The following is a 23,717-nucleotide window of genomic DNA, read 5'->3' on the forward strand; positions in this document are numbered from 1 at the left end:
GGTTATTACCGTTGTTCTAGCTGAAATTGGTTACGCCGTGCCGTAAACCTCCTCACGGACCCAATCGTAGCCTTTGTCTTCGAGCTCTTCGGCGAGCGACGCGTCGCCGCTTTTGACGACTTTCCCGTCGAGCATGATGTGGACGTGATCCGGTTCGACGTAATCGAGGATGCGCTGGTAGTGTGTGATCTGGAGGATCCCGGTTCCCTGCTCGTCTCGAAGCGCGTTGATCCCGTTCGAGACGTCCTGGAGTCGGTCGATGTCCAGTCCCGAGTCGATCTCGTCGAGGACGGCGACCGAGGGCTCGAGAATCGCAGCCTGAAGGACTTCGTTTTGCTTTTTCTCGCCGCCGGAAAAGCCCGCGTTGAGATAGCGGCGGGCGAACTTCTCGTCCATGTCGAGCTGTTCCATCTTCTCCGAGAGGATCTCCTGGAACTCGGCGACGCCGATCTCGCCGTCGTCGGCGGGACCTTCCATCGGCGAGGTCTCGAACCCTTCGTCTTCCTCCTCGTCGTCTTCGTCGTCTTCCTCGAAGAGCTCTTCGCGTTCTTCGATCTTGGCGTTGAGTGCCGTCCGGAGGAAGTTCGTCATCGTTACGCCTTCGATCTCGGCCGGATACTGGAATCCGAGGAAGACGCCGAGAGCCGCACGTTCGTTCGGCTCGAGTTCGAGGAGGTTCCAGGTTCGCTGGTCGTCGTCGATCTCGATTTCGTCGCCGAACTCGTCTTCGTCGAGGTGGACGAGCACTTCGCCCTCGGTAACCTCGTAGGCCGGGTGACCCGCGACGACCTTCGCGGTCGTCGACTTGCCGGATCCGTTCGGCCCCATCAGGGCGTGAATCTCGCCGGATTCGACCTCGAGGTTGACTCCCTCGAGAATTTTTTCGTCGCCCTCCGCCACTTCCGCGTGCAGGTTGCGTAGTTCGAGACGTGCCATAGTACTCTGTCGTCCGAAAGGTAGGGCGTGCGCCTCATAACGGTTTCGTACTTGATTGAATACACTGACGAATAACGAAAATAAGTTCTCGAATGAGAAAACGAACGTTAGATCAGCCGAATCGTTCCGGCAACCGTGATCTGAAATCCACCACTTGCCGTGCTCACATGAAGCTGTCGAGTCCCGTCTGCTCCTGGCCGCTTTTTACCTCCTCCCAGGAGACGTCGAGAGCTTCGAGAATGCGCTCGATCGGGCCTTTCAGCGTCTTCTCGAGCATCGTCTCGTAATCGACCTCGAACTCAGGCGGGATCTGGTCTTCGTACTCGAAACAGATGACGTCCGGATCGCGCTTGAACGCCCCGTAGAGCGGATCGGTGCGGGCGTCGAAGCCTTCCTCGTCCTCGAGTCGCTCGAAAAAGGAGGGGTCGACCCGATCGAGGTAGAGCCGTTTCGGCTTGCTCCCCCGCTGGAAGTTCGTCCCGAGCAGGAGGTTCGCGTACTTCGCGCCCCGGACCTGTGCCGTGTCGGTGTCGTAGTTGTCGAGGCGTTTGCCGATCCCCCCCGGGATGGCGATCTCCTCGAGGGAAGCGTCTCCGGCGAGGACGTCTTCGATGACGCCGTTTACGTACTCCTTTGCGCCCTCGACGTCGCCTTCCTTGACGATCATCTCGATGACGCGGTGTTGAACCTCCTTGGTGATCGGGGCGATGTCCGAGCGCTGGTACTCGAAGCCGACGATGTCGACGTCGTCGACGTCTTTGCCCTCCTTCCAGGTGATGTGTCCGGCGTAGCGTTTCTTCTTTCCGGCCTGGAAGAACCGGCGGTAAAGCTTCTCGAACTCGATCTGGAATCGGTGGCTTTCGGCGTTCAGATCCTCGCGGGCGAAATCGTCGTACCGACCGTTGATGTGCTCCTCGATCTCGAACGATTGCTCGAGCGCCTCGTCTTTGGAGGCGTCCGGACCCAGTTCGAGCATGACCGAATCCGTGTCTCCATACGTAACCTGATAATTCAACTCGTTTGCGGCAGTTTCCGTGAACTCGATCACTTCACGACCGGTCGCCGTAATTGCGGATGCTGCCTCTTTGTCGTACAGACGGAATTGTTCCCAGCCCGACACCCCGTAGAGTGAATTCATGATAACCTTCACCGCCCCCTGCTGTCGGTCGTACTGCTCGTACTCGGCCGTCCCCGGTTCGTGCTCGTTTCGCAGCGCCTTTTTCTCCTCGCGCTCGGCGAGGAGTTCGGTGATCATCGTCCGGTTGACGCCGTCGGGCTCTTTCTGGAAGTGCGTCCCCGTGGGCGCTTCGTAGGTTTCCCCGTCGTAGCGTTCGGGATCGACCCTCGTTTCCGGTGATGCGTTGATCGTCGTCATACACATCGGGTACAGCGATTTGAGGTCGAGCACGGTGACGTTCTCCTTGACGCCCGTGATCGGCTCGAAGACGGCACCGCCCTCGTACTCCTCGCCTGCCTCCTGTTGGCCCTTCGACGGTAGCGCGAACTCGCCGTAGGCCTGGTGGAGGACGTACATGTCCACCGCGTCGCCGGGCGTAGGAGCGTCCTCGAGTTTACAGCCGACGAACGAGCGCACTTCGTCCCAGAACGGGATGATGCTCTGCTGGCGGTCGAGTTCGACGCAGAGTTCGACGTCCCGGAGGTTGTACGCCAGCAGCTGGTGTGGGTCGTCCTCCCAGAGGTCGCCGATGTCGCCGGCGTACCGTTCCTTGCCGACGCCGAGTTCGGACTCGCCGACTGCGTCGAGCCGGTAGGAATCGAGTTCGGAGAAGACCATCCGCTGGTAGCCGTAAAGCAGGTCGAAGACGACCCGCCCCTTGATGTCCGGTCCACCCCAGTTGCTCCGCCAGACTTCGTCGACCCGCGAGAGGCGATCGATCGAGAGGTCGTAGTCGTGGTGGGAGCCGTCGAGTTCCTCGAGGCGGTCGAGGAAGTACGGTGCGTCGAAATCCTCGAAATTCCAGCCCGTGAGGACGTCTCCGTCCGTTTCTCTGACGTATTCGATGAAGGCCTCGAGCATCGCCTCCTCCTCGTCGAAGCTGCGAACCTCGTGGTCGATTTCGCCCTCGATGGGCTCGTAGTCGGAGATTTCGTCAGGAATTACGCCGTCGCCCTGGTCGGCCGCACAGACCCACATGATGTATTCGTCGCGGTAGGAGTCGTGGCTCGTGAGACAGACGATCGGCTCCTCGCCGTCCTCGGGGAAGCCGTGGCGGTCCTCGACTTCGATGTCGAAGGTGAGGACGCGCGGGTCGGCGTCGACGTCAGCCGCCTCGACCTCGTCGTGGGGGACGACCAGCGAGTCGTCCTCCGCGCGGCGCTCCGGAACGCTGATCCCGCTCCGGACGTCCTTGTCGATCAGAAACCGGTTCGGAAAGAGGATGTCCGCCTCGTAGTGTTCGAAGTCGTCGCGAATCTGGCCGACGTCGCGGGGCGTCTGGCCGAAGATCTTCGTCAGTTTCTCCCCGCGGATGCTCTCGTAGTGCTCGCCGTTCTCGTCGACCTCTTGGCTGTCCGTCAGCCGGTCGTAGGCCTCCTCGGGCGGGCGTTCGAGCGAGTCCGTCGGGGCGTAAAAGTACGGCCGGAAGCCGACTACCTGCACGTGTTCGAGGTCCCCGTCAGGCGTCCTCCCGAAGACGTGTACGATCGGCCGTTCCTCGTCGCCGTAGCCGGCGACGGTGTAATCGACCTGCATCACCGCCAACTCGAGTTCGCCCTGCGGATCGGGGAGGGTCTCTGCGACGACGTCGATCACGTCGGCGGCGTTCGATCCGCCGTTGCCGGCGACGGCGACTGCCTCTTCGTCCGGCCTGTCTTCGGACTCCGCGCCAAACTCCGTGAGTCCGGTTTGGCCCGCCTCGGTCATGGTAGCCGAATTTGCAGCGGTCGGATAAAAACCCCTGCAATCCACACCCGAATCGGTCTCGCCTTTCTGGGTCGAACTCGCCAATGTGATATTGCGGAGGCAAAAAGACATATAATATGGTAACACATGACATCCGTACAGGTGCTAGATGTGTCTTCCCTGAACGACGACGACGTGATGGATCGCAGCGAGCGACGAACCGTGCCCGCGGGGACCGCGACGATCGAGTCCTACGAAACCGACGACGGCGTCGTTTTCTACGACGCCGAGAATCCGCTCGCCTGGATGGAGGCCTCCCGTCCACTCGCACTCGACGAAGTCGCCTGATACGAACGCCTGGACGTCAGTTCGGGTGGGACTGATTCGGTTTTCGATGACTGATTGCCGGACGATCGCCCACCGTTGTGCGGTCGGCCGGTACAAACTCACAGCAATCCGTATTAGCCTCGAGCGCAGGGGTTCGAACACACCGAGAGCGAGACTCGCAGTCGACGTTCGCACGCCGGGCCAGCCGTGTGAACGCGAATCCTTTTCCTCTTGCCCGACGTGTCCCTACACGTGATCTCTGACCGGTCCGAACATGAACCGGACGAGTACGATCCCGAAGCGGAGTATCGGGATCCGGATAGCGACTCGCTCACGATTCCGCGCGTCCCAACCGAAGACGCTGGATCCACCCTCACGGCGGATCTGAAATCCGATTTCGGGATCGGTTCCGGTTCACCCCACGAGCCGACGGTCGACAACTCCGACGTCCCGGCGGAGCTCCGAAGGACGTTCTGGGCGATCGTTCTCGTCGTCAACGGAGCGGTACTCGGCGTCTCGCTCGGTATAATATTCCTGATATTCCACGGCGTGACGAGTCACACGATCGCGTCGTTTGTCGCCGGGGTCGTCCTCTTTGGCTTTGCTGTCCGCAGATACAACAACTTCCAGGCGGGCCGGGACGAATCGGATTCGGACGACGCCGAATTAGACTCCGACGACGGTAACTCGGAATCGGACGACGCCGAGGTAGATTCCGACGGCGGCAAACCAGACTCCGACGGCGGCAAACCAGACTCCGACGACGGCGAACGTGAAGCCGAACTCTCACCGAGCGAAACGGTTTCAAGTGACGTCTTCGAAAAGGAACCAGCCGACGATACCGACCGACCATGAAAACCGTTCAGGACGACACCGGAAAACGGTACCTGTTGCTCAAACGATCCGAATACGCGAGTCTCGTCCGCGACCCACGGAACGGAAACGAGTGTTACGTTCAGAACGACCGCCTCGAGGAGGTCGGAGACGCGGGAACGCTCGAGACGGCCGCACGGACCGTCCCCGATTCCGTCCGGACGCTTCTGACGGCCGTTCACGACGAGGAGACGCTCGGATTGCTGATCGAACTCGACGACCGCGGGCCGCTCGCCGTCCGAACCCTCCTCGATAGCTACGATCTCTGTGAGAGCGACCTCCACGGTCGGTTGGCCGTGTTGACGAGCGCCGGCTTGCTCGCCGAAACAGAGGTGGCCGACGAACGGGGATACCGGCTCACCGATCGGTGCGAAACCGCACTGAAGGCAGTACGGGATTCGGACGAAGTGACCGACCGTCCGGACAGACGAGTCGAAGGCGGTCTGTGACGTCGACCTGACGGTTCTTGGAGTGTCACAGGATTCAAAACTGGGTGCCGGCACAACCGCAACCCGCCGGCGGTTGAGCCAGCAAATCGATCCGACAGACCGTATCATACGGTTTACTGTACGTCAGTACCGACGCACCCGCGACCCGGGCGGCGGGTGCGCCGGTACATCGGGACAGCAATCCGTATCAGTCCGTCGCGAGCAACGCCGTCTCCGGTGGTTTGCCCCGGTCGAGGCTGGAGCGGTTCGAGGTGGCGTCTTTTTCGACGCGAACGAGCGAATCCGCCGCGCCCACGAGTTCCTCGTCGTGACTGACGAGGACGATCTGTTCGACGCCGAGCGAACGCATCGACTCGACCAGCGAGATGAGCTGCGTGACGTGCCCGGAGTCGAGGAAGACCGTCGGCTCGTCGAGGATCAACGGCGGCATCGGTGCCGCCCCCTCGACCCCTTCCGCGAGCAACCGGTAGATCGCACACCGGAGACTGAGGTTGAACAGCGCCCGTTCACCGCCGGATAACTGCTCGGGATCGAGACTCTCGCCGTCTTTCTGGTACACCGTCAGCCGATAGTCACCGTCGAGGTCGATTCCAGCGTAGGAGTCGTTCTGGTACACCAGATCGAACGTCTCGTTGAGCAACCGCTCGAGCGTCTCGACGTTTCGCTGGCGAAGCTCCGTCCGCAGGTCGCCGTAGGTCGCCTGCAGCGTTTCGGCTTCATCGTACAGGGATTCGAGGCGCTCGCTTCGGGCCTCGAGGCGGTCGAGACGCTCGCGGACGCGGTCGAGTTCCTCGAGTTCGTTCTCGACCGCACCGATCGCGTTCTGGATCTCGTCGCGCTGGTCTCGAAGCTCCGCGAGCTTCTCGTCGACCTTCTCGAGGTACTCTTCCGCGTCACGCTTGTCTTCCCGAGCGGTCTCGACCCGCTGTTCGTCGAATTCCGACTCGAGGTCCCGTTTCCGGTCCCGTTTGTCCGCGAGTTGCTCGCGACGTTCGTCGTTCATCGTCTGCCAGTTCGTTCGGCGTTCACGACAGGCGTCGATCTCGTCCGCGAGTTCCCCTCGCTTCTCGCCGATGTCGATCGCTCGCTCGAGCGTCTCCAGTTGGTCGCCGATCTCGCTTCGTTCGGCGTTGATCTCACCCAGTGATTCCCGAAGCGCGGTGAGTTCGTCGGCAAGCTCGGTGGCAGACGCCCGTTTCTCTTCGGCTTCGGTTTCGTACTCCGCGGCGTCTTCGAGCAACTCGGCGCGGTCCTCCCGTCGGTCGTCGACCGTCTCACGTTTCTCGGCGAGCAACTGCGCGACGTTTGTCCGGTTCTCCTCGAGGCGGTCGACCCGTCGTTCGGCCTCGCACAGCCCTTCGGCGCGCTCGATTCGCTCCTCGAGATCGGCGCATTCGGTCTCGAGTTCGTCGAGTTCGGACTCGAGATCCGCGAGTTCTTCGCGCCTGTCCTCGAGGACGTCGACGTGTGGGGAGTCCTCGACGGACTGGCCGCACTCGGGACACTTTCCTTCTTCGAGCAGGGACTCGGCCTCTTCGATCGCGTTCTCGGTCGCCCTGATCTCGGCCGTGACGTCGTTGATCGTCGAGGCGAGTTCCTCGCGTTCCGTTTCGAGTTCTTCGAGGAGTTTTTCGCTCTCGCCGAACTCGATCGGCGCGTCCGCGAAGTTCGCTCGCGCGGCTTCGATCTCGTCGTCGAGTTCCTCGAGACTCCCCTCGCGCTCTTCGATCGTCTCCTCGTCGGCCTCGAGTTTCGAGGCAAGTTCCTCGGCGTCCTCGCGGGCTCGGTCTGCCCGTCTCTCGAGTTCGTCGGCCTCTTCCTCGAGTCGTTCGACGTCGCCCGAGGTTTCGGTCAGCTCGACCTGGATGTCCGTGATCTCGTCTCGAAGCGCTTCGTCTCGTTCCTCGAGTTCATCGATTCGGTTCCGCACGGACTCGCCGTCGGTGTCGTCGAGGTCCGTGTCGGCGAGCAGCTCCGCTCGTTCCGTTGCCAGCTCCTCGCGTTCGTCCTGGAGTGATCGGATCCGCTCTTTTGTCTCCTCGCGGTCGCGTTCTGTCTCCTCGATCTTCGATCGCAACGTCTCGATCTCCGCTTCGAGCGATTCGATCTCCGCTCGCGTCTCCTCGTGGCGCTCGAGGACGCCCTCCGCGGTATCGTGGGTCGCTTGCGCCTGTTCGCGCTGGGTCTCGAAGTTCTCGATATCCTCGCTGATTTCGCTGCGCCGAGATTCGAGGCCGTTCAGGCGCTCGTGGAGGTCCTTGTCCTCCTTGCGTTCGACCTGGGTTCGCACGTCCTCGAGAACCTCGCGCTGGCCGTCGAGGACGGTCTTGACGCCGAGGCGTGCGTCGCTCGCGCGCTCGCGGTAGTCCTCCAGCGCGCCGAGCTGGAGGAGTTCGTCGATCATGTCCTGACGGTCGCTCGGCGAGGCGTGGATGAGTTTGTTGACTTCGCCCTGGCGGACGTACGCGCAGTTGACGAACGCGTCGGCGTCCATCCGCAGGAGTTCGGTCACCTCTCGGCGGACGTCGCGAGCCCCCTCGATCGTTTCGGTGGGCGTCTCGAGGACGCATTTGGTCGTCGTCGCGCGATCTCCCCGGAGCCTGAGCTGTCGTTCGACGCGGAACTCCCGGCCGTCGTGAGCGAACCACAGTTCGATTGCAGCGTCGTCCTCGCCGGTGGTGATGACGTCGTCGAGCGTCCGGTCGTCGAGGGCCTTCGATCCGTACAGCGCGAAGAAGACGACCTCGAGCAGCGTCGACTTCCCGCTGCCGTTGACGCCGTGGACGACTGTCACGCCGTCCTCGAGCTCGAGGTCGGCATCGGCGTAACACTTGAAGTGCTGGAGCCGAATTCGGTCGACCCTCACGCGAAATCACCCAGCGACGCATCCGCCGGTTCGTCGGGGGAGTCCACCGATTCGCGTTCTGCAGTCGATTCTGCCGACTCGTCCGCAGTTTCCGCACTCGACTCCGCCGGTTCCTCCGTCGCCGACTCGTGATCGCCGGCCGGCCCGTCGTCTTCTGTCACGGCGTCGTCTCCGTCGTCGGAACTCGAGAGGTGATCCGCGACCGTGGTGACCGTCTCGGGATCTCGCTCGGGTGCCGGGTCGAACGCGTCGACGTCGTCCTCGAGCAGGTCCCGGACCCGACGTTCGACCGACTCGCGGACGTTCGAGTCCGGGAGTTCGTCTTCGCGGACGGTCCGGTCGATCTCGAGGGCGGCGTCGCTGAGGCCGAGATCGCGGACCCGCTCGCGAACGGCGTCGTCCGGGTCGGCGAAGCTGACTGAGACGTCCTCGTCTTCGTCCGGGTGGTCTCGCCGGTCGTTTACGCGGGCGACGAGCGCGCCGCGGTCGGTCGCGAGTTCCTCGATCTCGGCCGGGGCGATCGGTCGTCCGTCGCCTTCGATCGTGGTGACGACGACCGCATCCTCGACGTCGTGTTGGCGGACCCGCTCTTGGACGCGGTCGACGCCCTCGCCGTCCTCGAGAGTGACGTCGACGAAGACGAACTCGCGGGTCGAGGGGAGGCCACGGCGACTGATCGCAACCGATTCGTTCGCCTCCGACCGGAAGTCGACGATGTTGTACCCGCGATCCTCGCGTTCGCTCGCGCTTGCGCGTTCGGTGGAGCCGCAGTAGGTGACCCAGGTATCGCACACCTCGGCCGTGTCTGGCGCGTGGTTGTCCCCGAGCAAGACGGCGTCGAACTCGACGGTCGACTCGGTGAGGAGCCGTTCGGTGTCCCAGTCGGCGTGGGCGAACGGCTCGAACAGGCCGTGGCTCACGAGCGCGGCGTGATCGGCGTCGTCGGGGACGGGGTCAAACTCGTACTCGAGGTCTTCGCGGCGAGAGCGGGGAACGAAGTCCAGCCCGTAGAACGCGACGTCGTCGACCACGATCGGATCGGCCCCGAGTCTCGTCGCGAGACCGAGATCGGCGAACAGGTCGAGCCACTGAGCGTCGCGTTTCCCCTCGTGGTTTCCGACGACGGCCAGAAACGGAATCCCGGCGTCGGCGAGCGTCCGCAACACGTCGACGGTTCCCTGCAGATCGATCAATCCCGGCCGGCGGTCGTGAAAGAGGTCGCCGGCGTGGATCACGGCGTCGACGTCGTCGTCGACCGCGTCCTCGACGACGGACCGGAACGCCTCGAGGAAGTCCCGCCGACGCTCGGGTTCGTTGTACTGCTGGTACCCGATATGGGTGTCGCCCGTATGTATCACCCGCGTCATCTATCTCGCCATTGGCGGGTCGTCCCTAAAGGAATTCCGTGACCGGGGCGAAAGTGAACGAGTACTCGGAGATGTGTGGCTACGAGTCGATATCCAGCGTGTAGAGTCGCTTGCGGGCGTCCGAGAAGGAAAACCGGGAGTCGATTACGTTCTCGTCGTCGAGGCGGTTCAGTGCGTACCGGACCGTCCGCGAGGGGAGAAGCGTTTCGTCGGCGATCTGCTGTTGGGTCATCGTCTCGTTGTATTCGAGGACTTTCGCGACCAGTTTGGCACTCGGCGGGAGGTCGCGAACGTCTTCCCACGTACCGCGTTGCTCGGACTCCTGTCGAAACGTCTCTGATGCACTCATCGTATACCCCCTTTGGAATACGACGTGATAATATTTTCTGTTTCGTATAATGCCTGGTGGTTATAATGCGGCGGGGGGCGGTCCGTCGAAACCGGGTTCGCTACCGTCCGGACCAGTTCGGCGAATTCTCCGGTCGTCCGGCGTTCGGGCGCGGTCGTCGGCAGGAACGGGACGGCTCGATCCGGCCCGACGGTGCATGGACGAACGGCCGATCACGACGACGGGAGAGCGACGAGAACAGTCGGTTAAGCCTGGATTTACGAACCGTACGGAGCCGAGGCGCAACCGGTGCGTGCTACCCGAAGCCTCTTATGAGCCAACACCCAAACGAAGGGTGATGAGCGACACTGTGGACGACGTCGACCTCCCGTACGACGAGGACGAGGCGTCCCAACAGGAGAAGATCCAGGCGCTCGAGGAACGGCTGGAGATCCTCGAGGCGCAAAACGAGGAGATGCGAGACAAGCTCCTCGATGCGAACGCCGAGAACAACAAGTACCAGCAGAAACTCGAACGGCTGACTCACGAGAACAAGAAGCTGAAACAGTCCCCGCTGTTCGTCGCCACGATCCAGGAGATCACGGACGACGGAATCATCATCAAACAGCACGGGAACAACCAGGAGGCGCTGACCGAAGTGACAGAGGAGATGCGCGAGGAACTAGAACCCGACGCGCGCGTTGCGGTCAACAACTCGCTGTCTATCGTCAAATCCCTCTCGAACGAGACGGACGTCCGCGCCCGGGTGATGGAAGTCACCGAGAGCCCCGACGTCAGTTACGAAGACATCGGTGGCCTCGAAGACCAGATGCAGGAGGTCCGCGAGACCGTCGAGATGCCCCTCGAGAACCCCGACATGTTCGACGACGTCGGGATCGATCCGCCAAGCGGCGTCTTGCTGTACGGACCGCCGGGGACCGGCAAGACGATGCTCGCGAAGGCAGTCGCGAACCAGACCGATGCGACGTTTATCAAGATGGCCGGCTCCGAACTGGTCCACAAGTTCATCGGCGAGGGTGCCAAACTGGTTCGTGACCTGTTCAAGGTGGCGCGCGAACACGAACCCGCCGTCATCTTCATCGACGAAATCGACGCTATCGCAGCCAAACGCACGGAGTCGAAAACGTCGGGCGATGCCGAAGTCCAGCGGACGATGATGCAGTTGCTCTCCGAGATGGACGGCTTCGAAGAACGCGGCGAGATCCGGATCATCGCCGCAACCAACCGCTTCGACATGCTCGATCGTGCGATCCTCCGGCCTGGCCGGTTCGATCGACTGATCGAGGTGCCCAAACCGAATCAGGAAGGTCGCGAACTCATCTTCGAGATTCACACGCGCGGCATGAACGTCGCCGACGACGTCGAGTTCGGGGAGCTGGCCGACGAGGCCGAAGAAGCCTCGGGTGCCGATATCAAGGCGATCTGCACCGAGGCAGGGATGTTCGCCATCCGCGACGATCGCACCGAGATCAGGATGGACGACTTCCGCGAAGCCTGGGAGAAGATCCAGGCAGATTCGGACGGAACCGAAGATGTCTCCAAGACGTTCGCCTGACCCGCTTCGTTCTCTGTTTCTCTGTTTATAACGACGCGAAGACGAGCCACGGAACGACGAACAGCGCAAGCGTCAACACCGCGAGGATCAGCAGATATCCGACTCCCGTTCCGGCGGCGGTGATCCACGACGGATGACCGAACTCACTGAGATCGACTGGCATACGAAACGACTCCGCCGGTGACGGCATAAACGTACCGGACGGCCACGACGATGCCCGGATAGGACGGTTCCCGTTCGTGGCCGATTGAAGTGGCGATCCCGGGAGACTCCCGACGGCCGACTCGAGATCGATTTTCGGACCGCTTTTACCGGACGACTGGCTAGGGCCGCCAATGACGAAAATCGTCGTGGTGGACAACCACGGACAGTTCACGCACCTGGAGCGGCGGGCGCTTCGGGACCTCGGCGTCGAAACGGAGTTGATCGACAACGAGACGCCACCCGAAGACGTCGACGCCGACGGGGTCGTTCTCTCGGGGGGGCCGGATATGGACCGCATCGGAAAGTCAGTGGAGTACCTCGAGGCCGGCGTCCCCGTACTGGGGATCTGTCTCGGCATGCAACTGATCGCCGAGGAACTGGGTGGTCGCGTCGGGAGCGGCGACTACGGCGGCTACGCCGACGTCACCGTCGACATCGTCGACGAGGCCGATCCGTTGACCGGAACGCTTCACCCGGAAACCAGAGTCTGGGCGAGCCACGCCGACGAGGTCAAAGAACTCCCCGACGGGTTCGAACTGACCGCCACAAGCGACGTCTGTGACGTTGAGGCGATGAGCGATACGAATCGAGACCTCTACGGCGTGCAGTGGCACCCGGAGGTCGCCCACACCGAAGAAGGGGACGAGATATTCGAGAACTTCCTCGAGATTTGTCAGTCACGGTAGCCCGACACTCATCCTCCTCTCGCTACAGTAGCCGCTGAAAATCACTCACGCCTGATCGAACGACAGCTGTACGATTCCGGGTGAATCGGTCCGATTGTCCCATCGTGGTCGGTGAAACGGTGCGTCCGGAGAAGGACCGGAGTTCGACGTTCGTCACTCGCTGGCTGCCAGAAGATCCGTGTGGACGACGGCCCGGTACTGGCTGCCGGTTGCCTCCTCGAGGCGGGCGAGCAACGACGTTACGCGCGAAACGGACTCGGGGAGTTCGAACGGGTCGTCGACGTCCTGATCGCGGCGGCGACAGAGTCCGACGAACGAGACGAGCGCCGGACGCGTTCCGGGAAGCGCGTAGACCACGCCGATATCCGCACCGTCTCCGAACTTATCGAGCCAGTGATCGATCACCGGTTCGGCCACTCGCCGCGGCCGGCGGCGTTCGTTCGCGAGTTCTTCGGCGTCGATTTCGTGGTCCTCGAGGACCGCATCGAGCGCCTCCTGTACCTCGTCGACGTCCTCCGCGAACGACGGCGCGTCGGCCTCGGCCTCCAGCAACGCGTCGAACGCCTCGAGTTCCTCGCGTCTCACTGCGACGGGGTAGACGAACTCGTGGGTTTCCTTCGGGAGCGTGTACGACTGGCCTTCGACCCCCTGCTCGCCGGGGCCCGACTTCCCCAGCATCAGATCGAGTATTCCCATGGGTGAAACAGGCCCGTTGAGCCGAATAAGTGTTCCGCGGCCATTCCGCGTGCGACGAAGCGAAGATCGGCCGACCGTTCGCCTCGACTCTCGAGCGGTCCGGGGGAACTACCACTCCTCGCCGAGCGCCGACTTCGCACCGCCGTACCCGCTTCCTGACGTCCACGACCGGCCGCTTTCGGTGTGTTCGACCTCGTACGATCCGCCACAGGACCCACACCGGTACCGACCGGGCGACGTCACCGGCTTCGAGGCGCGGTGACGCGTCGCCGTCCACTCGCAGTCGGCCTCGAGACACCGGAGACGATACCGGGGTTCCGTGAACGACCGGCAGTGCCGAGGAGCATCGAGCGCCGCAGCGCGTTCGTGAAATCGGGGACCGTGGCCCGACTCGCCGAACTGCTGAAACTCCCAGGCGTGGACGAGTTCGTGTCTGACGACGGCCGAAAACTCCTCCCAGTCGTAGCACTCGTACGCTCGGCGAGTGAGGACGATGGTCGCGATTTCCCGACGACTGTTCCATCGACACGCACCGGCCCGGCGCTTGGCCCGCGCCGACGTCTCCCACTCGAGGGCGTCGAGGTCGACGTCGAGGTCGTACTCGTCGAGGTCGTACTCGTCGAGGACCTCGCGGGCGTGAATCCGCGCCCGTGCGAGGATCTCGTCGTCGACCGTCAATCGTTTCCCGTCCGTCACGGCCTGTCAGAGGAACGCACGGTCCGAAATGCTTTCCGTTTTCCCGACGAGGGACGTGCATGAACGACGACCGCCGTACCGACGACGAGTCGGCGGGAGACGACCGGCCGGCGACGCGCCCGCTCGATCCGGCCGATCCAGTCCGGCCGACAGCGCTCGTCCTTCCGGCGGCCGCCGAGGCTCCCCTCGACGAACGCCGTCCGTGGCTCGAGCGGGTCGAACTCGAGGACGTCTACGCCGTTCCGGGTACCGACACGTCGCTGTATCTCACCACGGACGGGGTCGCGATCACGACCACCGGAATCGGCAAGAGCGACGCGGCGACGACCGTCGCGGCGCTGCTCGCGAATTCGGCGATCGACCTCGAGTCGGCGTACGTCGTCTCCTGTGGTATCGCCGGTTCTTCTCCCCAAACGACCGCGTTGGGCTCTGTCATCCTCGCCGACGCCGTCGTCGACTGGGACCGAAAACACCGCTGGGACCGCGGGACCGACGCAGACGGGGAGGACCGGAGCGCGGATACGAACGCGGAACCCCGATCGATAGATCTGCTCTCGTATCGGCCACGCGATTACGTCCACCAGCTGGACGATCGAGTCCTCGAAACCGGCCTCCGCGGTGCCCGGGCGGTTTCGCTGGTCGAAAACGACGAAACGCTCGAGTACCAGTGTCGGTACCCGAACGCGCCGGAAACCGGGCCGATCGTCGGTGCCGGAACCACCGTCTGCGGCGACGAGTTCTGGCACGGTGCCGGCTACGCCCGCGAGGTCGAATACCTCTGTGAACGGTACGGTGTCGGCCCCTACGTCACCACGCAGATGGAGGACGCGGCGACGGCGACGGCGCTCGACCGATTCGATTGCCTCGATCGGTATCTCAGCGTCCGAGCGGTCTCGAACTACGACCGACCGTCGCCGGGGGAGTCGGTCGAGGAGAGCTTCGACGGAAACGACGCGAGTCTCGCGCTCGCGATAGAGAACGCTGCCCGCGTCGGCTCCGGAGTCGTCGACACGCTCGTAACGGACGATCCACTTGGACTACAGTCCTAAGACGGATTGCGAGACCGATGTGTCGTGAGACCGTAGAGAGGCTCACACGGCGCTGACCGATCGCAGCCTACGTATCAGGCCTCGAGTGCCAGCCCGGCGTTCCCGAGCGCTTCGTCGACTTCGAGGTCGTCGTGGATCACGCCGGCGACCGCCCGGGTGATCGCTTTCGGGTCCTCGTGCTGGAAGATCGACCGGCCCATCGAGACGCCCGACCCGCCGGCGTCCATCACGCCCCGGACCATCTCGATCGTCTCGCGATCCGTTCCCCGTGAGCCGCCGGCGATGACGACCGGGAGACGGGTCGACTCGACGACGTGCTGAAAACTGTCCGCGTCGCCGCTGTAGCCGGTTTTGACGACGTCTGCACCGAGTTCCTCCGCGAGCCGGACCGCGTGACCGAGCGCCTGTGGATCCTCGGGATCGATGCCGGGGCCGCGGGCGTAGGCCATCGCCAGTACCGGAATTCCAAACCGGCCCGCTTCGTCGGTGATCTCCGCGAGCTGGCTGATCTGATCGGGTTCGTGATCGGAGCCGACGTTGATGTGAAAGGAGACGGCGTCCGCACCGGCCCGGATTGCTTCCTCGACGGTCCCGGTCAGGCGTTTGTCGTTCTCGTCCGGCCCGATCGTCGTCGAGCCGTTGAGGTGGACGATGTAACCCTTCCCGTTTTTGTTCTCGTGGACGCGCGGTGCGACTCCCTTCTGCGTGAGAACCGCGTCCGCGCCGCCACGCGTGATGGCGTCGATAGTCGATTCGATCTCTTTGAGCCCCTGGACGGCACCCATCGTGATGCCGTGGTCCATCGGGACGATGAGGTGTGCTCCGTCTGTACCGATCCGCTCGAGTCGTGCCTGCGTTCCTGTGGAGTTCATTGCGAGTGTGTAACAAGCTTGCAGTTATGGCTGTTCTGGTTCCGGCGTGTCTTCCGCCCGGTCGTCCGTCGTGCCGCGCCGCGCACCCGCCTTGAGTTCGCGCGCTTTCGCCTCGAGGTCGGCCGCTGCGGGTGCATCTCCGTCGGCTCCGTGGTCGGCGACGATATCGACGAGCGCGCTCCCGACGATGACGCCGTCCGCGCCGGCTTCGACGATTTCGGCGGCGTGGTCACCTTCGCTAACCCCGAATCCGACCGCTTTCGGGACGTCGTACTCGGTGAGTCGAGCCAGGCCGTCGTGGGTGGCCGTCGAGACGTCGGCGCGTGCACCCGTCGTCCCGAGTCTCGCTTGCACGTACGCGAAGCCAGTAACTCGAGACATGATTCGATCCAGCCGCTCGCCCTCGGTCGTCGGCGCGACGATGAAGACGAGATCGAGCCCGTGTTCGTCACAGGCGGCCCGGAGCGGACCGGCTTCCTCCGCGGGGAGGTCGGGCACGATGATCCCCGAGAGACCGACGTCGGCCGCGCGCTCGACGAACGGTCGAACGTCGGCCTCGGGGCCGAACTGCAGGATCATGTTGTAGTAGGTCATCACCAGAATCGGCGCGTCGGTGTCCAGCCCGTCGACGAGGTCGAAGAAGGCAGCGGGCGTCGTCCCTGCCTCGAGCGAGCGGTTGATCGCCGCCTGGATCGTCGGCCCCTCCGCGATCGGCTCGGAGAACGGAAGCCCGAGCTCGATCAGGTCCGCACCGCCTCGATCCAGCGCCTCGACGTACTCGCCGGTCGCCTCGAGCGAAGGATCGCCTGCGGTGATGTAGGTGATAAGCGCCGGACGATTTTGGCGGATGGCCGACTCGACGTCGCTGTCGGAGCCACCGTCCGACTTGGTTCCGCTCGCTTGGACCCGGCCGTCGTCGCCTCCGACTTGCGGCTCGCGGCTCATCCGTCGAACACCTCCACGTCCGGAGCGGCCTCGAGGTCGCGTTTCTCCGTCTCCTCGAGAACTGTTTCGAGGTCCTTGTCCCCTCGTCCGGAGACGTTGACGACGACGAGGTCACCGAGGTCCTCGTGATGGTGCTCGAGATAGCCGAGGGCGTGACTGGACTCGAGTGCCGGAATGACGCCCTCGAGTTCGGAGAGTCGATGGAACGCCTCGAGTGCGGCGTCGTCGTCGACGGTGACGGGGGTAACCCGGCCGCTCTCGACGAGGTGAGCCAGTTCGGGGCCGACCCCGGCGTAGTCGAGCCCCGCGCTGACGCTGTGAGACTCCATGATCTGACCCTCGTCGCTCTGGAGGAGTCGCGTCATCGCACCGTGGAGGACGCCGTCCGTCCCCGTCGAGAGCGTCGCCGAGTTGGGCGCGAGACCCGCGTCAGCGTCGATCTCGAGGCTCGATCCGCCGGCCTCGACGGCGTAGAGCGCGACAGACTCGTCGGGGACGAACGCGTGGAACGTTCCCATCGTGTTCGAGCCGCCGCCCGCACAGGCGACGACGCTGTCGGGGAGGCGACCGGTCGCTTCCCGGACCTGATCGCGGGCCTCCTGACCGATAACGGCCTGGAAGTCCCGGACCATCTTCGGGAACGGGTGGGGGCCAACGATCGAGCCGATCACGTAGTGGGTCGTCTCGACGGTCGTCGCCCAGTCGCGCATCGTCTCGTTGATCGCCTCCTTCAGTGTCCCGCTGCCGGCGTCGACGGGGTTCACCTCGGCCCCGTTCATCCGCATCCGGTAGACGTTCGGTCGCTGCCGGTTGATGTCGGTCCGTCCCATGTAGATCTCACACGGCATCTCGAGATGGGCCGCGGCCATCGCGGTCGCGGTACCGTGCTGTCCGGCCCCGGTTTCGGCGACGATGCGCTCTTTCCCCATGTACTTCGCGAGCAGGACCTGTCCGAGCGCGTTGTTCAGTTTGTGCGCGCCGCCGTGAACCAGGTCTTCCCGTTTGAGGTAGATGTCGCGATCGTACCGGTCGCTCAGCCGATCCGCGCGCTGAAGCGGGGTCGGCCGGCCGCCGAACTCCCGCATTCGCCGGCGAAACTCGTCCATGAAGCCGTCTTCGTTCTCGAGGACGTACCGCTCGTAGGCGTCCTCGAGTTCCTGGACCGCCGGCATCAGCGCTTCGGGGACGTACTGCCCGCCGTAGTCCCCGAACGTGCTCGTACTGTCGCGTCTTTCCTCCCCGTCGTGGTCTGAATCGATCGTGCTCATATCTCGGTGGATCGGTCGTCGTTCTCGCGTTCGTCCAGTTGCGTCCCGGCTCGAGTCAGTCGCCGCGTGTTCTCGCCGACGTCCGTCTCACCCTCGCCGTGGTCCATGATCGCGCTCCCGACCAGCAAGGCGTCGGCCCCGGCCTCACGCATTCGGCGGACGTCCGCCGGCGTCGAGACGCCGCTTTCGGCGATCAGCGTGACGTCGTCGGGGGCTTCGGGGGCCACCAGTTCGAACGTTTCGAGATCGACCTCGAGTCGTGCCAGGTCCCGATTGTTCACCCCGATGATCTCCGCACCCGCATCGAGTGCCACCTCGAGTTCCTCCGGGTCGTGGACTTCGACCAGCGGCTGGAATCCCCGTCTCTTGGCAGCCTCAATGAGGCCCTCGAGGTCGTCGACGAACCGGACGATCACCAGGACGAGGTCTGCTTCGACGACGTCCAGCCCGGACTCATCGAGAACGAAATCCTTGCGGAGGACGGGCACGTCGACGGCGTTGCGGATCCGCGTCAACGCCTCCGGTGAACCGCCGAAGTGGGTGGGCTCGGTGAGAACCGAGATTGCCGTCGCGCCGCCGTCGACCATCGCCTCGGCCAGTTCGACCGGATCGTCTTCCCGGCTTCCCTCCGCCGTCGGACTCGTCGGTTTCACCTCGGCGATCACCGGAACCCGCCCGTCGGCTTCCGCTCGCCTTATCGCCCCGGAGAGCGGGCGCGCGTCGACCGAGAGGGGCGACCGATCGGAGGTCTCGTCCGCTCGCTCTCGCGCAGCCGCAAGTATCGACTCCACCGCGGGAGCGAGATCAGTTCTAGAGTTCATTATTGTACATCGACGTACTCATGTGTACAAAAACCTTGCGCCATCGAGACGGGACGGCGAATATTCAAGGCCCGCCCGGCCAATCACTACGTATGGACGACGCCGACGCCGGAATATACGCCCGAGAATCCTCGTATCTCGACCGGTACGTACAGATTGGCGCGGCAAGCGGTCGGGTTATCAGCGTCTCCTTTCCCGAAACGCCAGCAACGGACGCGACGGCAGAACACCCGGTCCTCGAGACGATCTTCGAGTACCTCGACGGACTCGAGCGGGTCTCGTTCGACGACGTGCAGGTCGCACTGACGGTTCCGACCGGACAGCGAGCCGTCCTCGAGCGGGTTCGGGGGATTCCGTACGGGGATCAGGTGACAGTCGAAACGCTGGCTCGGATGACGCCGGAACTCGATCCGGACGACGACGACGACCGCATTCTGGTGCGAACGGCACTCGACGCCAACCCGGCACCGCTCGTGATACCCGACCACCGGGTACGGGACGGCCCGAGTGCGGCTCCGCCTGCCGTCGAACAGAAGCTTCGATCGATCGAAGAGCTGTAAGCCACACTCTACAGGCGAGCATCGATGCCCAGTCACGTCGATACGAGCGTGTCAGCCTGACCGTAGGTTTCCCCCGATTCAACTATTTGATCAGAGTTGCTGTCAGTGCTTTCTCATTTTGTGTTGTGGGCGTCTGAACCAAGGTGTTCAATTTTCAGTATTCCATAACTCTCGAGGCGCACCCGGTGACCGTGATACGTAAATTCGACAGCGCAGTCACCCTTCCGGTGGCTCCTCGTTCGCTTAGTACAGAGTGTATCGAGGGCATCCGGATCGATGAAGTCGTACAGCGGGGGAAGGTCGGTTACATCTTCCCCGGAAAGAGAAGCGACGACTCTGCTGACTGCGGTGGAGGGAGTGACGACGTTGCTGTCGAAGCGTCCTCGATACGTCTCCGTCTCTGGATCGTATTGAACGGACACGGGTGGGTCAAACGCGTCATCCATCAGGTTCACCCTCAGTAACGACGTGTTGGCCGAAGTGATTGAATGGCTGGGTGAACGTGTCCTTAATGATCTTCGTGTTAACCACCTTCAACCCGATCTTGCTGAGTTCGTCGGCGATACGAGCGACGTTATCCGAGTCCGTTCCAACGGCGTCGATCTGAATATTTTCCTCTCCGTTGAGAACTTCTCTGATAGCGATTACCCCCTCGACGCTGCGTGCCTCCTTCGCGAGTTGCTCTCGTTTCGGGTTAGGCGCACTACAAATCATTTCGACGTAGAGCTGGAGGCCAGCCTTGTCGTAATCGACATCGGGATAATATCCCCGGATAATGCCTGCCTCTTCCAGTTTCTCGATCCGATTGCGGATCGTACTGGCTGCGACGCCGACTTGTTCCCCCATTTCTTGCGTTGTGAGTCGACGGGCATCTCGCTGGAGCAGATAGAGGATGCCTTGGTCGACTTCATCCAACTCCATATCAACCCTATGAAAGCCACCTACATCCTGTTTTCGTTATTTTTCCAAATACATCTGCTTAATAGTCTGGTTAGATAATAATTGTTGCTAATTTCGCAAATAGAGGTCCTAATCTTGGGTTATTGGCGGTGAATTTCTGCGAAAACATTAAGCTGGGTTGTATAATCATTCATTACAATCCAATGAACGGCTCGTGGCCCGCGGGAGAACGATGACATCTCAAGAAGTCGCGCTCGAAACAGCTCTTCGAATCTTGGCCGACCAACAGAACCGAGAAACTATCTGGTGCTTGGAAGAGGAGACGACCGACGGAGTCGCCTCCTACGACGAACTTATCAAATATATCGATTCCCACTATTCTGAAGACCAAGATCAAGAAGAGGTACGTGTCCAACTGCATCATGTGATATTGCCTACCTTAGAGGATGCAAACCTCGTGGAATTCGATCCTCGTGCTGAAACAGTTCGGTACCGGCCAGACCCGCTTGTTACAGACATCTTAGAGAGCACCGAGCAGTGGGACGACAACGAGCGCGAGATGCTCGACAAACCCGTCGATGACACGGCGCAGGCGATTCATACCGTTGAAACGCAACAGACGCTCCGTCGGTATCGGACCGCTGTCGAGGCCGTCCCCGACGGGGTGTTTATTCTCGACGAAGACGGCACCATTGAACTCGCTAACCAGAGTGTAGCATCGCTTCTCGGGATGACTATCGACGAGATACACGGGCAACCGTTCACGACGTTCGTCGAGGCCGGCGTCTTTGACGAAACGATCATCGAGTGGTACCTCGAAAGCGTTCGAACCATGCTCTCCTCCGAGAACGACTGTGAGGAGGTGCGATACGAAACAGAGATCCGGCCAACAAATGCGCCTCCACGATTGGTCGAAGCACACCTTGCACTGCGTTCGTCCGATGACGGGTTTCGGGGGACTGTCGGTGTTGTTCGCGATGTCACCGAGCAACGAACCCGTGAGCGGCGATTGGCAACACTCGTCGATAACCTACCCGGGATCGTGTATCGGTGCAAAAACGACCAGGGCTGGCCGATGGAGTACGTTAAAGGTGAGGTTGAGGAACTTACCGGCTATTCTCCGGACACGTTTTCACAGGATGAGGGTCACTTTGGAACGCACCTGATCCATCCAGATGACCGAGGCGAAGTATGGACCGCTGTACAGACCGCACTCGATGAACAGGAATCGTACGAAATCGAGTACCGAATCCTCACCAAGGCAGGCGAGACGAAGTGGGTCTGGGAACGTGGACAGGGTGTCTACCCCGATGATGACCGTGTTGAAGCGCTCGAGGGGTTCATTACCGAGATTACGGATCGGAAACGGCGACAACAGGAGTTACAACGCCAGAACGAACGACTTCGAAAGTTCGCTAATATTTTGTCACACGATCTCCGAAATCCGCTGAACGTCGCTCAAGCCCGCATCCAACTGGCCCAACAAACGCAGGAGATCGAACATCTCGATGACGCACGCAGGGGTTTAAATCGCGCTTTCGAACTGATTGATGACTTACTCACGGTAGCCCAGCAGGAGCAGGCTATCTCCGATACGGAATTCATCAATCTAGAAGAGATTGCTAACGAGTGTTGGAAGAACGTAAAGACCCCCGACGCACAACTGGTCACCGACTGTGACCAGTCGATCCAAGCAGATCCCGGCCAGTTGAAACGGCTGCTGGAAAATCTGATCCGGAATGCGATCGAACACGGTGGTGCCGACGTAACAGTGACGATCGGCGATCTGGATCGCGGGTTTTACGTCGCCGACGATGGGGCCGGTATTCCACAGGAAGACCGTAAAAAAGTCTTCGAACCGGCCTATACCTCGAATACCAAAGAAGCAGGATTTGGGCTCGATATCATCAGACGAATCACTGAGGCGCATGGCTGGGAGATAACTGTTACAGAAAGCGAGGCCGGCGGAGCCCGGTTTGAGATAACCTTTGGAAGTCGCCAGAACCAATAGCACAATGATCGATATTCTGTGTAGTCAGCACAGCCCTCGTCATCCCAATCAACTGATAAATGCAGTCACGTTATAGTAACAACTGGAACTATTTACACACTGATCGCACAGCTCACCGGTCACTGCGTTCCCCGTTCGCCATATCGCGGTTCTCGTTCGTTACACTCACTCCGAACCGCGCTCTCGTCGTGCGATCAGGTGTGCATTGACTTCCAGTGGCTACTATAGGTTCGCAGGTCTGTTGGCAGCCAATTCATCACAAGTAGCTTGGAAGAAACGACGTTGGGTTACTGCACCCATCCTCTACCTCTTGCATGCCGATTCCAACATGACTGGCATCTGTTACTTTGGAAGGGATGAAACGCTACGTTAGTCCGTCCCAGGACTGATCCCGGTTGTTTTCTTCTCTTGGTTGCACGAACCGGCTTACGACGCTCTAACCAGTCACTACAGACGAGTGAGAAAGGCCCCGGAATTGTGGAATGTCTGACTGACAGCCGTTCGCGGGATATCACTCTTTACTGCTGCTCAGAAATCAAGTTGGTAGTTAGCGCAAGCGAACCACCAGCCCGGCGGTAGGGACGCGAACTCAACACTCATGGGGCCGTACAGATGACGGTGAACGATCGGTGAGGGACTTCGAGCGGTTCGTCGGGAAACGACGATTTCAGGTGGTCGGCGAGTTGCTCATCGAACTTCCGGATCTCTTCCTCAGATAACGATCCGCCGACTCCAGCACTCGCTCGAATGCGCCCACGCCACGCGTCGTGTGAATACTCGACGGTAGTCTCGAACGAGAATGTCTCAATATTTCGAAACCCGGCCTCGGATAGATTTCGCGTCCACTCGGGATAGAAACCGGTTCCACCTGCACCCGGCCATTCGGAATTCCAATCGAGGATCAACTGTTCCGTTTCATCAACGACGTTCCCGCTCCTCGGTAGCCAATCAAAATGCGTAATGACGACTGTGCCGCCGGACGTCAAAACGCGTTGCACTTCGGAATACACGAGGTCACGATCGAACCAGTGCCAACACTGGCCCGCAGTCACGACATCGACGCTGTTCTCTCGAACCGGTGTCTGTTCAGCCCTCGCCCAGATGTACTCTACATTATCAGTCCCTTCTCTACTTGCACGACGAGCCACAGCGAGCAACTCCCTCTCGAGGTCGACGCCGATGACGCTACTCCCACGCTGGCGTAGTTCCCGAGCAAGAAATCCGGTTCCGGTACCGAGGTCGAGGACTCGTTGATTCTCTGTTCCGACCCCAACGGCATTCAGTCGACTGAATAACTCGGATGGGTACGTGGCACGGTACCGTTCGTAATCCGTCGCTGCGTTCCCGAAGTTGGGATCGAAATCCGAGGCTGATTTCTCGGTCAATCGGAACTGTTCTGGTGATTCGTCCATTTCACCTACCCC

22 protein-coding genes and 1 pseudogene are annotated in these 23,717 nt (G+C 61.7%); 8 read left to right on the forward strand and 15 right to left on the reverse strand.

The window, feature by feature from the left end:
* Positions 1-30: 30 nt before the first annotated feature.
* Complete coding sequence (locus EA473_RS17885; protein ID WP_124197009.1) at positions 31-936, reverse strand: ABC transporter ATP-binding protein; 906 nt, start codon at positions 934-936, stop codon at positions 31-33.
* 163 nt (positions 937-1,099) lie between these two features.
* On the reverse strand, positions 1,100-3,820 hold the full coding sequence (locus tag EA473_RS17890; protein WP_124197010.1) for a DNA-directed DNA polymerase: 2,721 nt from the start codon (positions 3,818-3,820) through the stop codon (positions 1,100-1,102).
* Between the two features lie 141 nt (positions 3,821-3,961).
* Here EA473_RS17890 and EA473_RS17895 point away from each other — a divergent pair, with 141 nt between their 5' ends.
* From EA473_RS17895 to EA473_RS17905, 3 genes are all read left to right on the forward strand, one after another.
* A complete protein-coding gene (locus EA473_RS17895; RefSeq protein ID WP_124197048.1) occupies positions 3,962-4,147 on the forward strand; it encodes a DUF7331 family protein in 186 nt (61 codons plus the stop codon).
* A 231-nt stretch (positions 4,148-4,378) separates the two neighbouring features.
* Complete coding sequence (locus tag EA473_RS17900) at positions 4,379-4,981, forward strand: DUF7322 domain-containing protein (protein WP_124197011.1); 603 nt, start codon at positions 4,379-4,381, stop codon at positions 4,979-4,981.
* Positions 4,978-5,448, forward strand: coding sequence for a DUF7346 family protein (locus tag EA473_RS17905; protein ID WP_124197012.1), 471 nt, complete (start codon positions 4,978-4,980; stop codon positions 5,446-5,448). The genes EA473_RS17900 and EA473_RS17905 overlap by 4 nt, the downstream gene beginning before the upstream one ends.
* A 187-nt stretch (positions 5,449-5,635) precedes the next feature.
* Here the strand turns inward: EA473_RS17905 and rad50 are convergent, their stop codons facing one another.
* The 3 genes from rad50 to EA473_RS17920 form a co-directional block, all read right to left on the reverse strand.
* On the reverse strand, positions 5,636-8,314 hold the full coding sequence (rad50, locus tag EA473_RS17910; protein WP_124197013.1) for a DNA double-strand break repair ATPase Rad50: 2,679 nt from the start codon (positions 8,312-8,314) through the stop codon (positions 5,636-5,638).
* A complete protein-coding gene (gene mre11, locus EA473_RS17915; RefSeq protein ID WP_124197014.1) occupies positions 8,311-9,681 on the reverse strand; it encodes a DNA double-strand break repair protein Mre11 in 1,371 nt (456 codons plus the stop codon). The genes rad50 and mre11 overlap by 4 nt, the downstream gene beginning before the upstream one ends.
* A 79-nt stretch (positions 9,682-9,760) precedes the next feature.
* Positions 9,761-10,030, reverse strand: coding sequence for a MarR family transcriptional regulator (locus EA473_RS17920; protein ID WP_124197015.1), 270 nt, complete (start codon positions 10,028-10,030; stop codon positions 9,761-9,763).
* A 337-nt stretch (positions 10,031-10,367) separates the two neighbouring features.
* Between EA473_RS17920 and pan1 the strand changes: the two genes are divergently transcribed.
* A complete protein-coding gene (pan1, locus tag EA473_RS17925; protein ID WP_124197016.1) occupies positions 10,368-11,585 on the forward strand; it encodes a proteasome-activating nucleotidase Pan1 in 1,218 nt (405 codons plus the stop codon).
* 25 nt (positions 11,586-11,610) lie between these two features.
* Here the strand turns inward: pan1 and EA473_RS22405 are convergent, their stop codons facing one another.
* A complete protein-coding gene (locus tag EA473_RS22405; RefSeq protein ID WP_165875322.1) occupies positions 11,611-11,748 on the reverse strand; it encodes a hypothetical protein in 138 nt (45 codons plus the stop codon).
* A gap of 172 nt (positions 11,749-11,920) precedes the next feature.
* On the opposite strand from EA473_RS22405, the gene EA473_RS17930 reads away from it, so the two are divergent.
* Entirely contained in the window at positions 11,921-12,475 is a 555-nt protein-coding gene (locus EA473_RS17930) for a GMP synthase subunit A (protein WP_124197017.1), read from the forward strand.
* Positions 12,476-12,628: 153 nt separating this feature from the next.
* Here the strand turns inward: EA473_RS17930 and EA473_RS17935 are convergent, their stop codons facing one another.
* Both EA473_RS17935 and EA473_RS17940 read right to left on the reverse strand, forming a co-directional pair.
* Positions 12,629-13,171 (reverse strand): hypothetical protein, encoded by a 543-nt coding sequence (locus EA473_RS17935; protein WP_124197018.1) that lies wholly within the window; start codon positions 13,169-13,171, stop codon positions 12,629-12,631.
* A 108-nt stretch (positions 13,172-13,279) separates the two neighbouring features.
* Positions 13,280-13,867, reverse strand: coding sequence for a SprT family zinc-dependent metalloprotease (locus tag EA473_RS17940; protein ID WP_124197019.1), 588 nt, complete (start codon positions 13,865-13,867; stop codon positions 13,280-13,282).
* Between the two features lie 59 nt (positions 13,868-13,926).
* On the opposite strand from EA473_RS17940, the gene EA473_RS17945 reads away from it, so the two are divergent.
* A complete protein-coding gene (locus tag EA473_RS17945) occupies positions 13,927-14,916 on the forward strand; it encodes a phosphorylase family protein (protein ID WP_124197020.1) in 990 nt (329 codons plus the stop codon).
* 74 nt (positions 14,917-14,990) lie between these two features.
* Here EA473_RS17945 and EA473_RS17950 read toward each other — a convergent pair whose 3' ends face one another.
* From EA473_RS17950 to trpC, 4 genes are read right to left on the reverse strand one after another with little or no spacing between them, the layout of a single operon-like run.
* Entirely contained in the window at positions 14,991-15,788 is a 798-nt protein-coding gene (locus EA473_RS17950; protein WP_124197021.1) for a 2-amino-3,7-dideoxy-D-threo-hept-6-ulosonate synthase, read from the reverse strand.
* Positions 15,789-15,812: 24 nt separating this feature from the next.
* On the reverse strand, positions 15,813-16,733 hold the full coding sequence (gene trpA, locus EA473_RS17955) for a tryptophan synthase subunit alpha (protein ID WP_124197022.1): 921 nt from the start codon (positions 16,731-16,733) through the stop codon (positions 15,813-15,815).
* Positions 16,730-18,001: a tryptophan synthase subunit beta gene (trpB, locus tag EA473_RS17960; protein WP_124197023.1), complete on the reverse strand. Its 1,272-nt coding sequence runs from the start codon at positions 17,999-18,001 to the stop codon at positions 16,730-16,732. The genes trpA and trpB overlap by 4 nt, the downstream gene beginning before the upstream one ends.
* On the reverse strand, positions 17,998-18,822 hold the full coding sequence (gene trpC / locus EA473_RS17965; protein ID WP_124197024.1) for an indole-3-glycerol phosphate synthase: 825 nt from the start codon (positions 18,820-18,822) through the stop codon (positions 17,998-18,000). Before trpC ends, trpB begins: the two co-directional genes overlap by 4 nt.
* Before the next feature lie 92 nt (positions 18,823-18,914).
* Between trpC and EA473_RS17970 the strand changes: the two genes are divergently transcribed.
* The gene (locus tag EA473_RS17970; protein WP_124197025.1) at positions 18,915-19,382 is read left to right on the forward strand and encodes an MGMT family protein; all 468 of its coding nucleotides are present in this window, start codon (positions 18,915-18,917) and stop codon (positions 19,380-19,382) included.
* Between the two features lie 113 nt (positions 19,383-19,495).
* Here EA473_RS17970 and EA473_RS17975 read toward each other — a convergent pair whose 3' ends face one another.
* On the reverse strand, positions 19,496-19,828 hold the full coding sequence (locus EA473_RS17975; protein WP_124197026.1) for a HalOD1 output domain-containing protein: 333 nt from the start codon (positions 19,826-19,828) through the stop codon (positions 19,496-19,498).
* The gene (locus EA473_RS17980) at positions 19,821-20,303 is read right to left on the reverse strand and encodes an Lrp/AsnC family transcriptional regulator (protein WP_124197027.1); all 483 of its coding nucleotides are present in this window, start codon (positions 20,301-20,303) and stop codon (positions 19,821-19,823) included. The genes EA473_RS17975 and EA473_RS17980 overlap by 8 nt, the downstream gene beginning before the upstream one ends.
* 211 nt (positions 20,304-20,514) lie before the next feature.
* Here EA473_RS17980 and EA473_RS17985 point away from each other — a divergent pair, with 211 nt between their 5' ends.
* Positions 20,515-22,293 (forward strand): PAS domain-containing sensor histidine kinase, encoded by a 1,779-nt coding sequence (locus EA473_RS17985; protein ID WP_124197028.1) that lies wholly within the window; start codon positions 20,515-20,517, stop codon positions 22,291-22,293.
* A gap of 815 nt (positions 22,294-23,108) precedes the next feature.
* Here the strand turns inward: EA473_RS17985 and EA473_RS23265 are convergent.
* Positions 23,109-23,705, reverse strand: a pseudogene (locus EA473_RS23265) (class I SAM-dependent methyltransferase); the annotation flags it as partial.
* Between the last annotated feature and the right edge of the window lie 12 nt (positions 23,706-23,717).

It is taken from the genome of Natrarchaeobius chitinivorans (assembly GCF_003841505.1).
Classification (GTDB): Archaea; Halobacteriota; Halobacteria; order Halobacteriales; family Natrialbaceae; genus Natrarchaeobius; species Natrarchaeobius chitinivorans.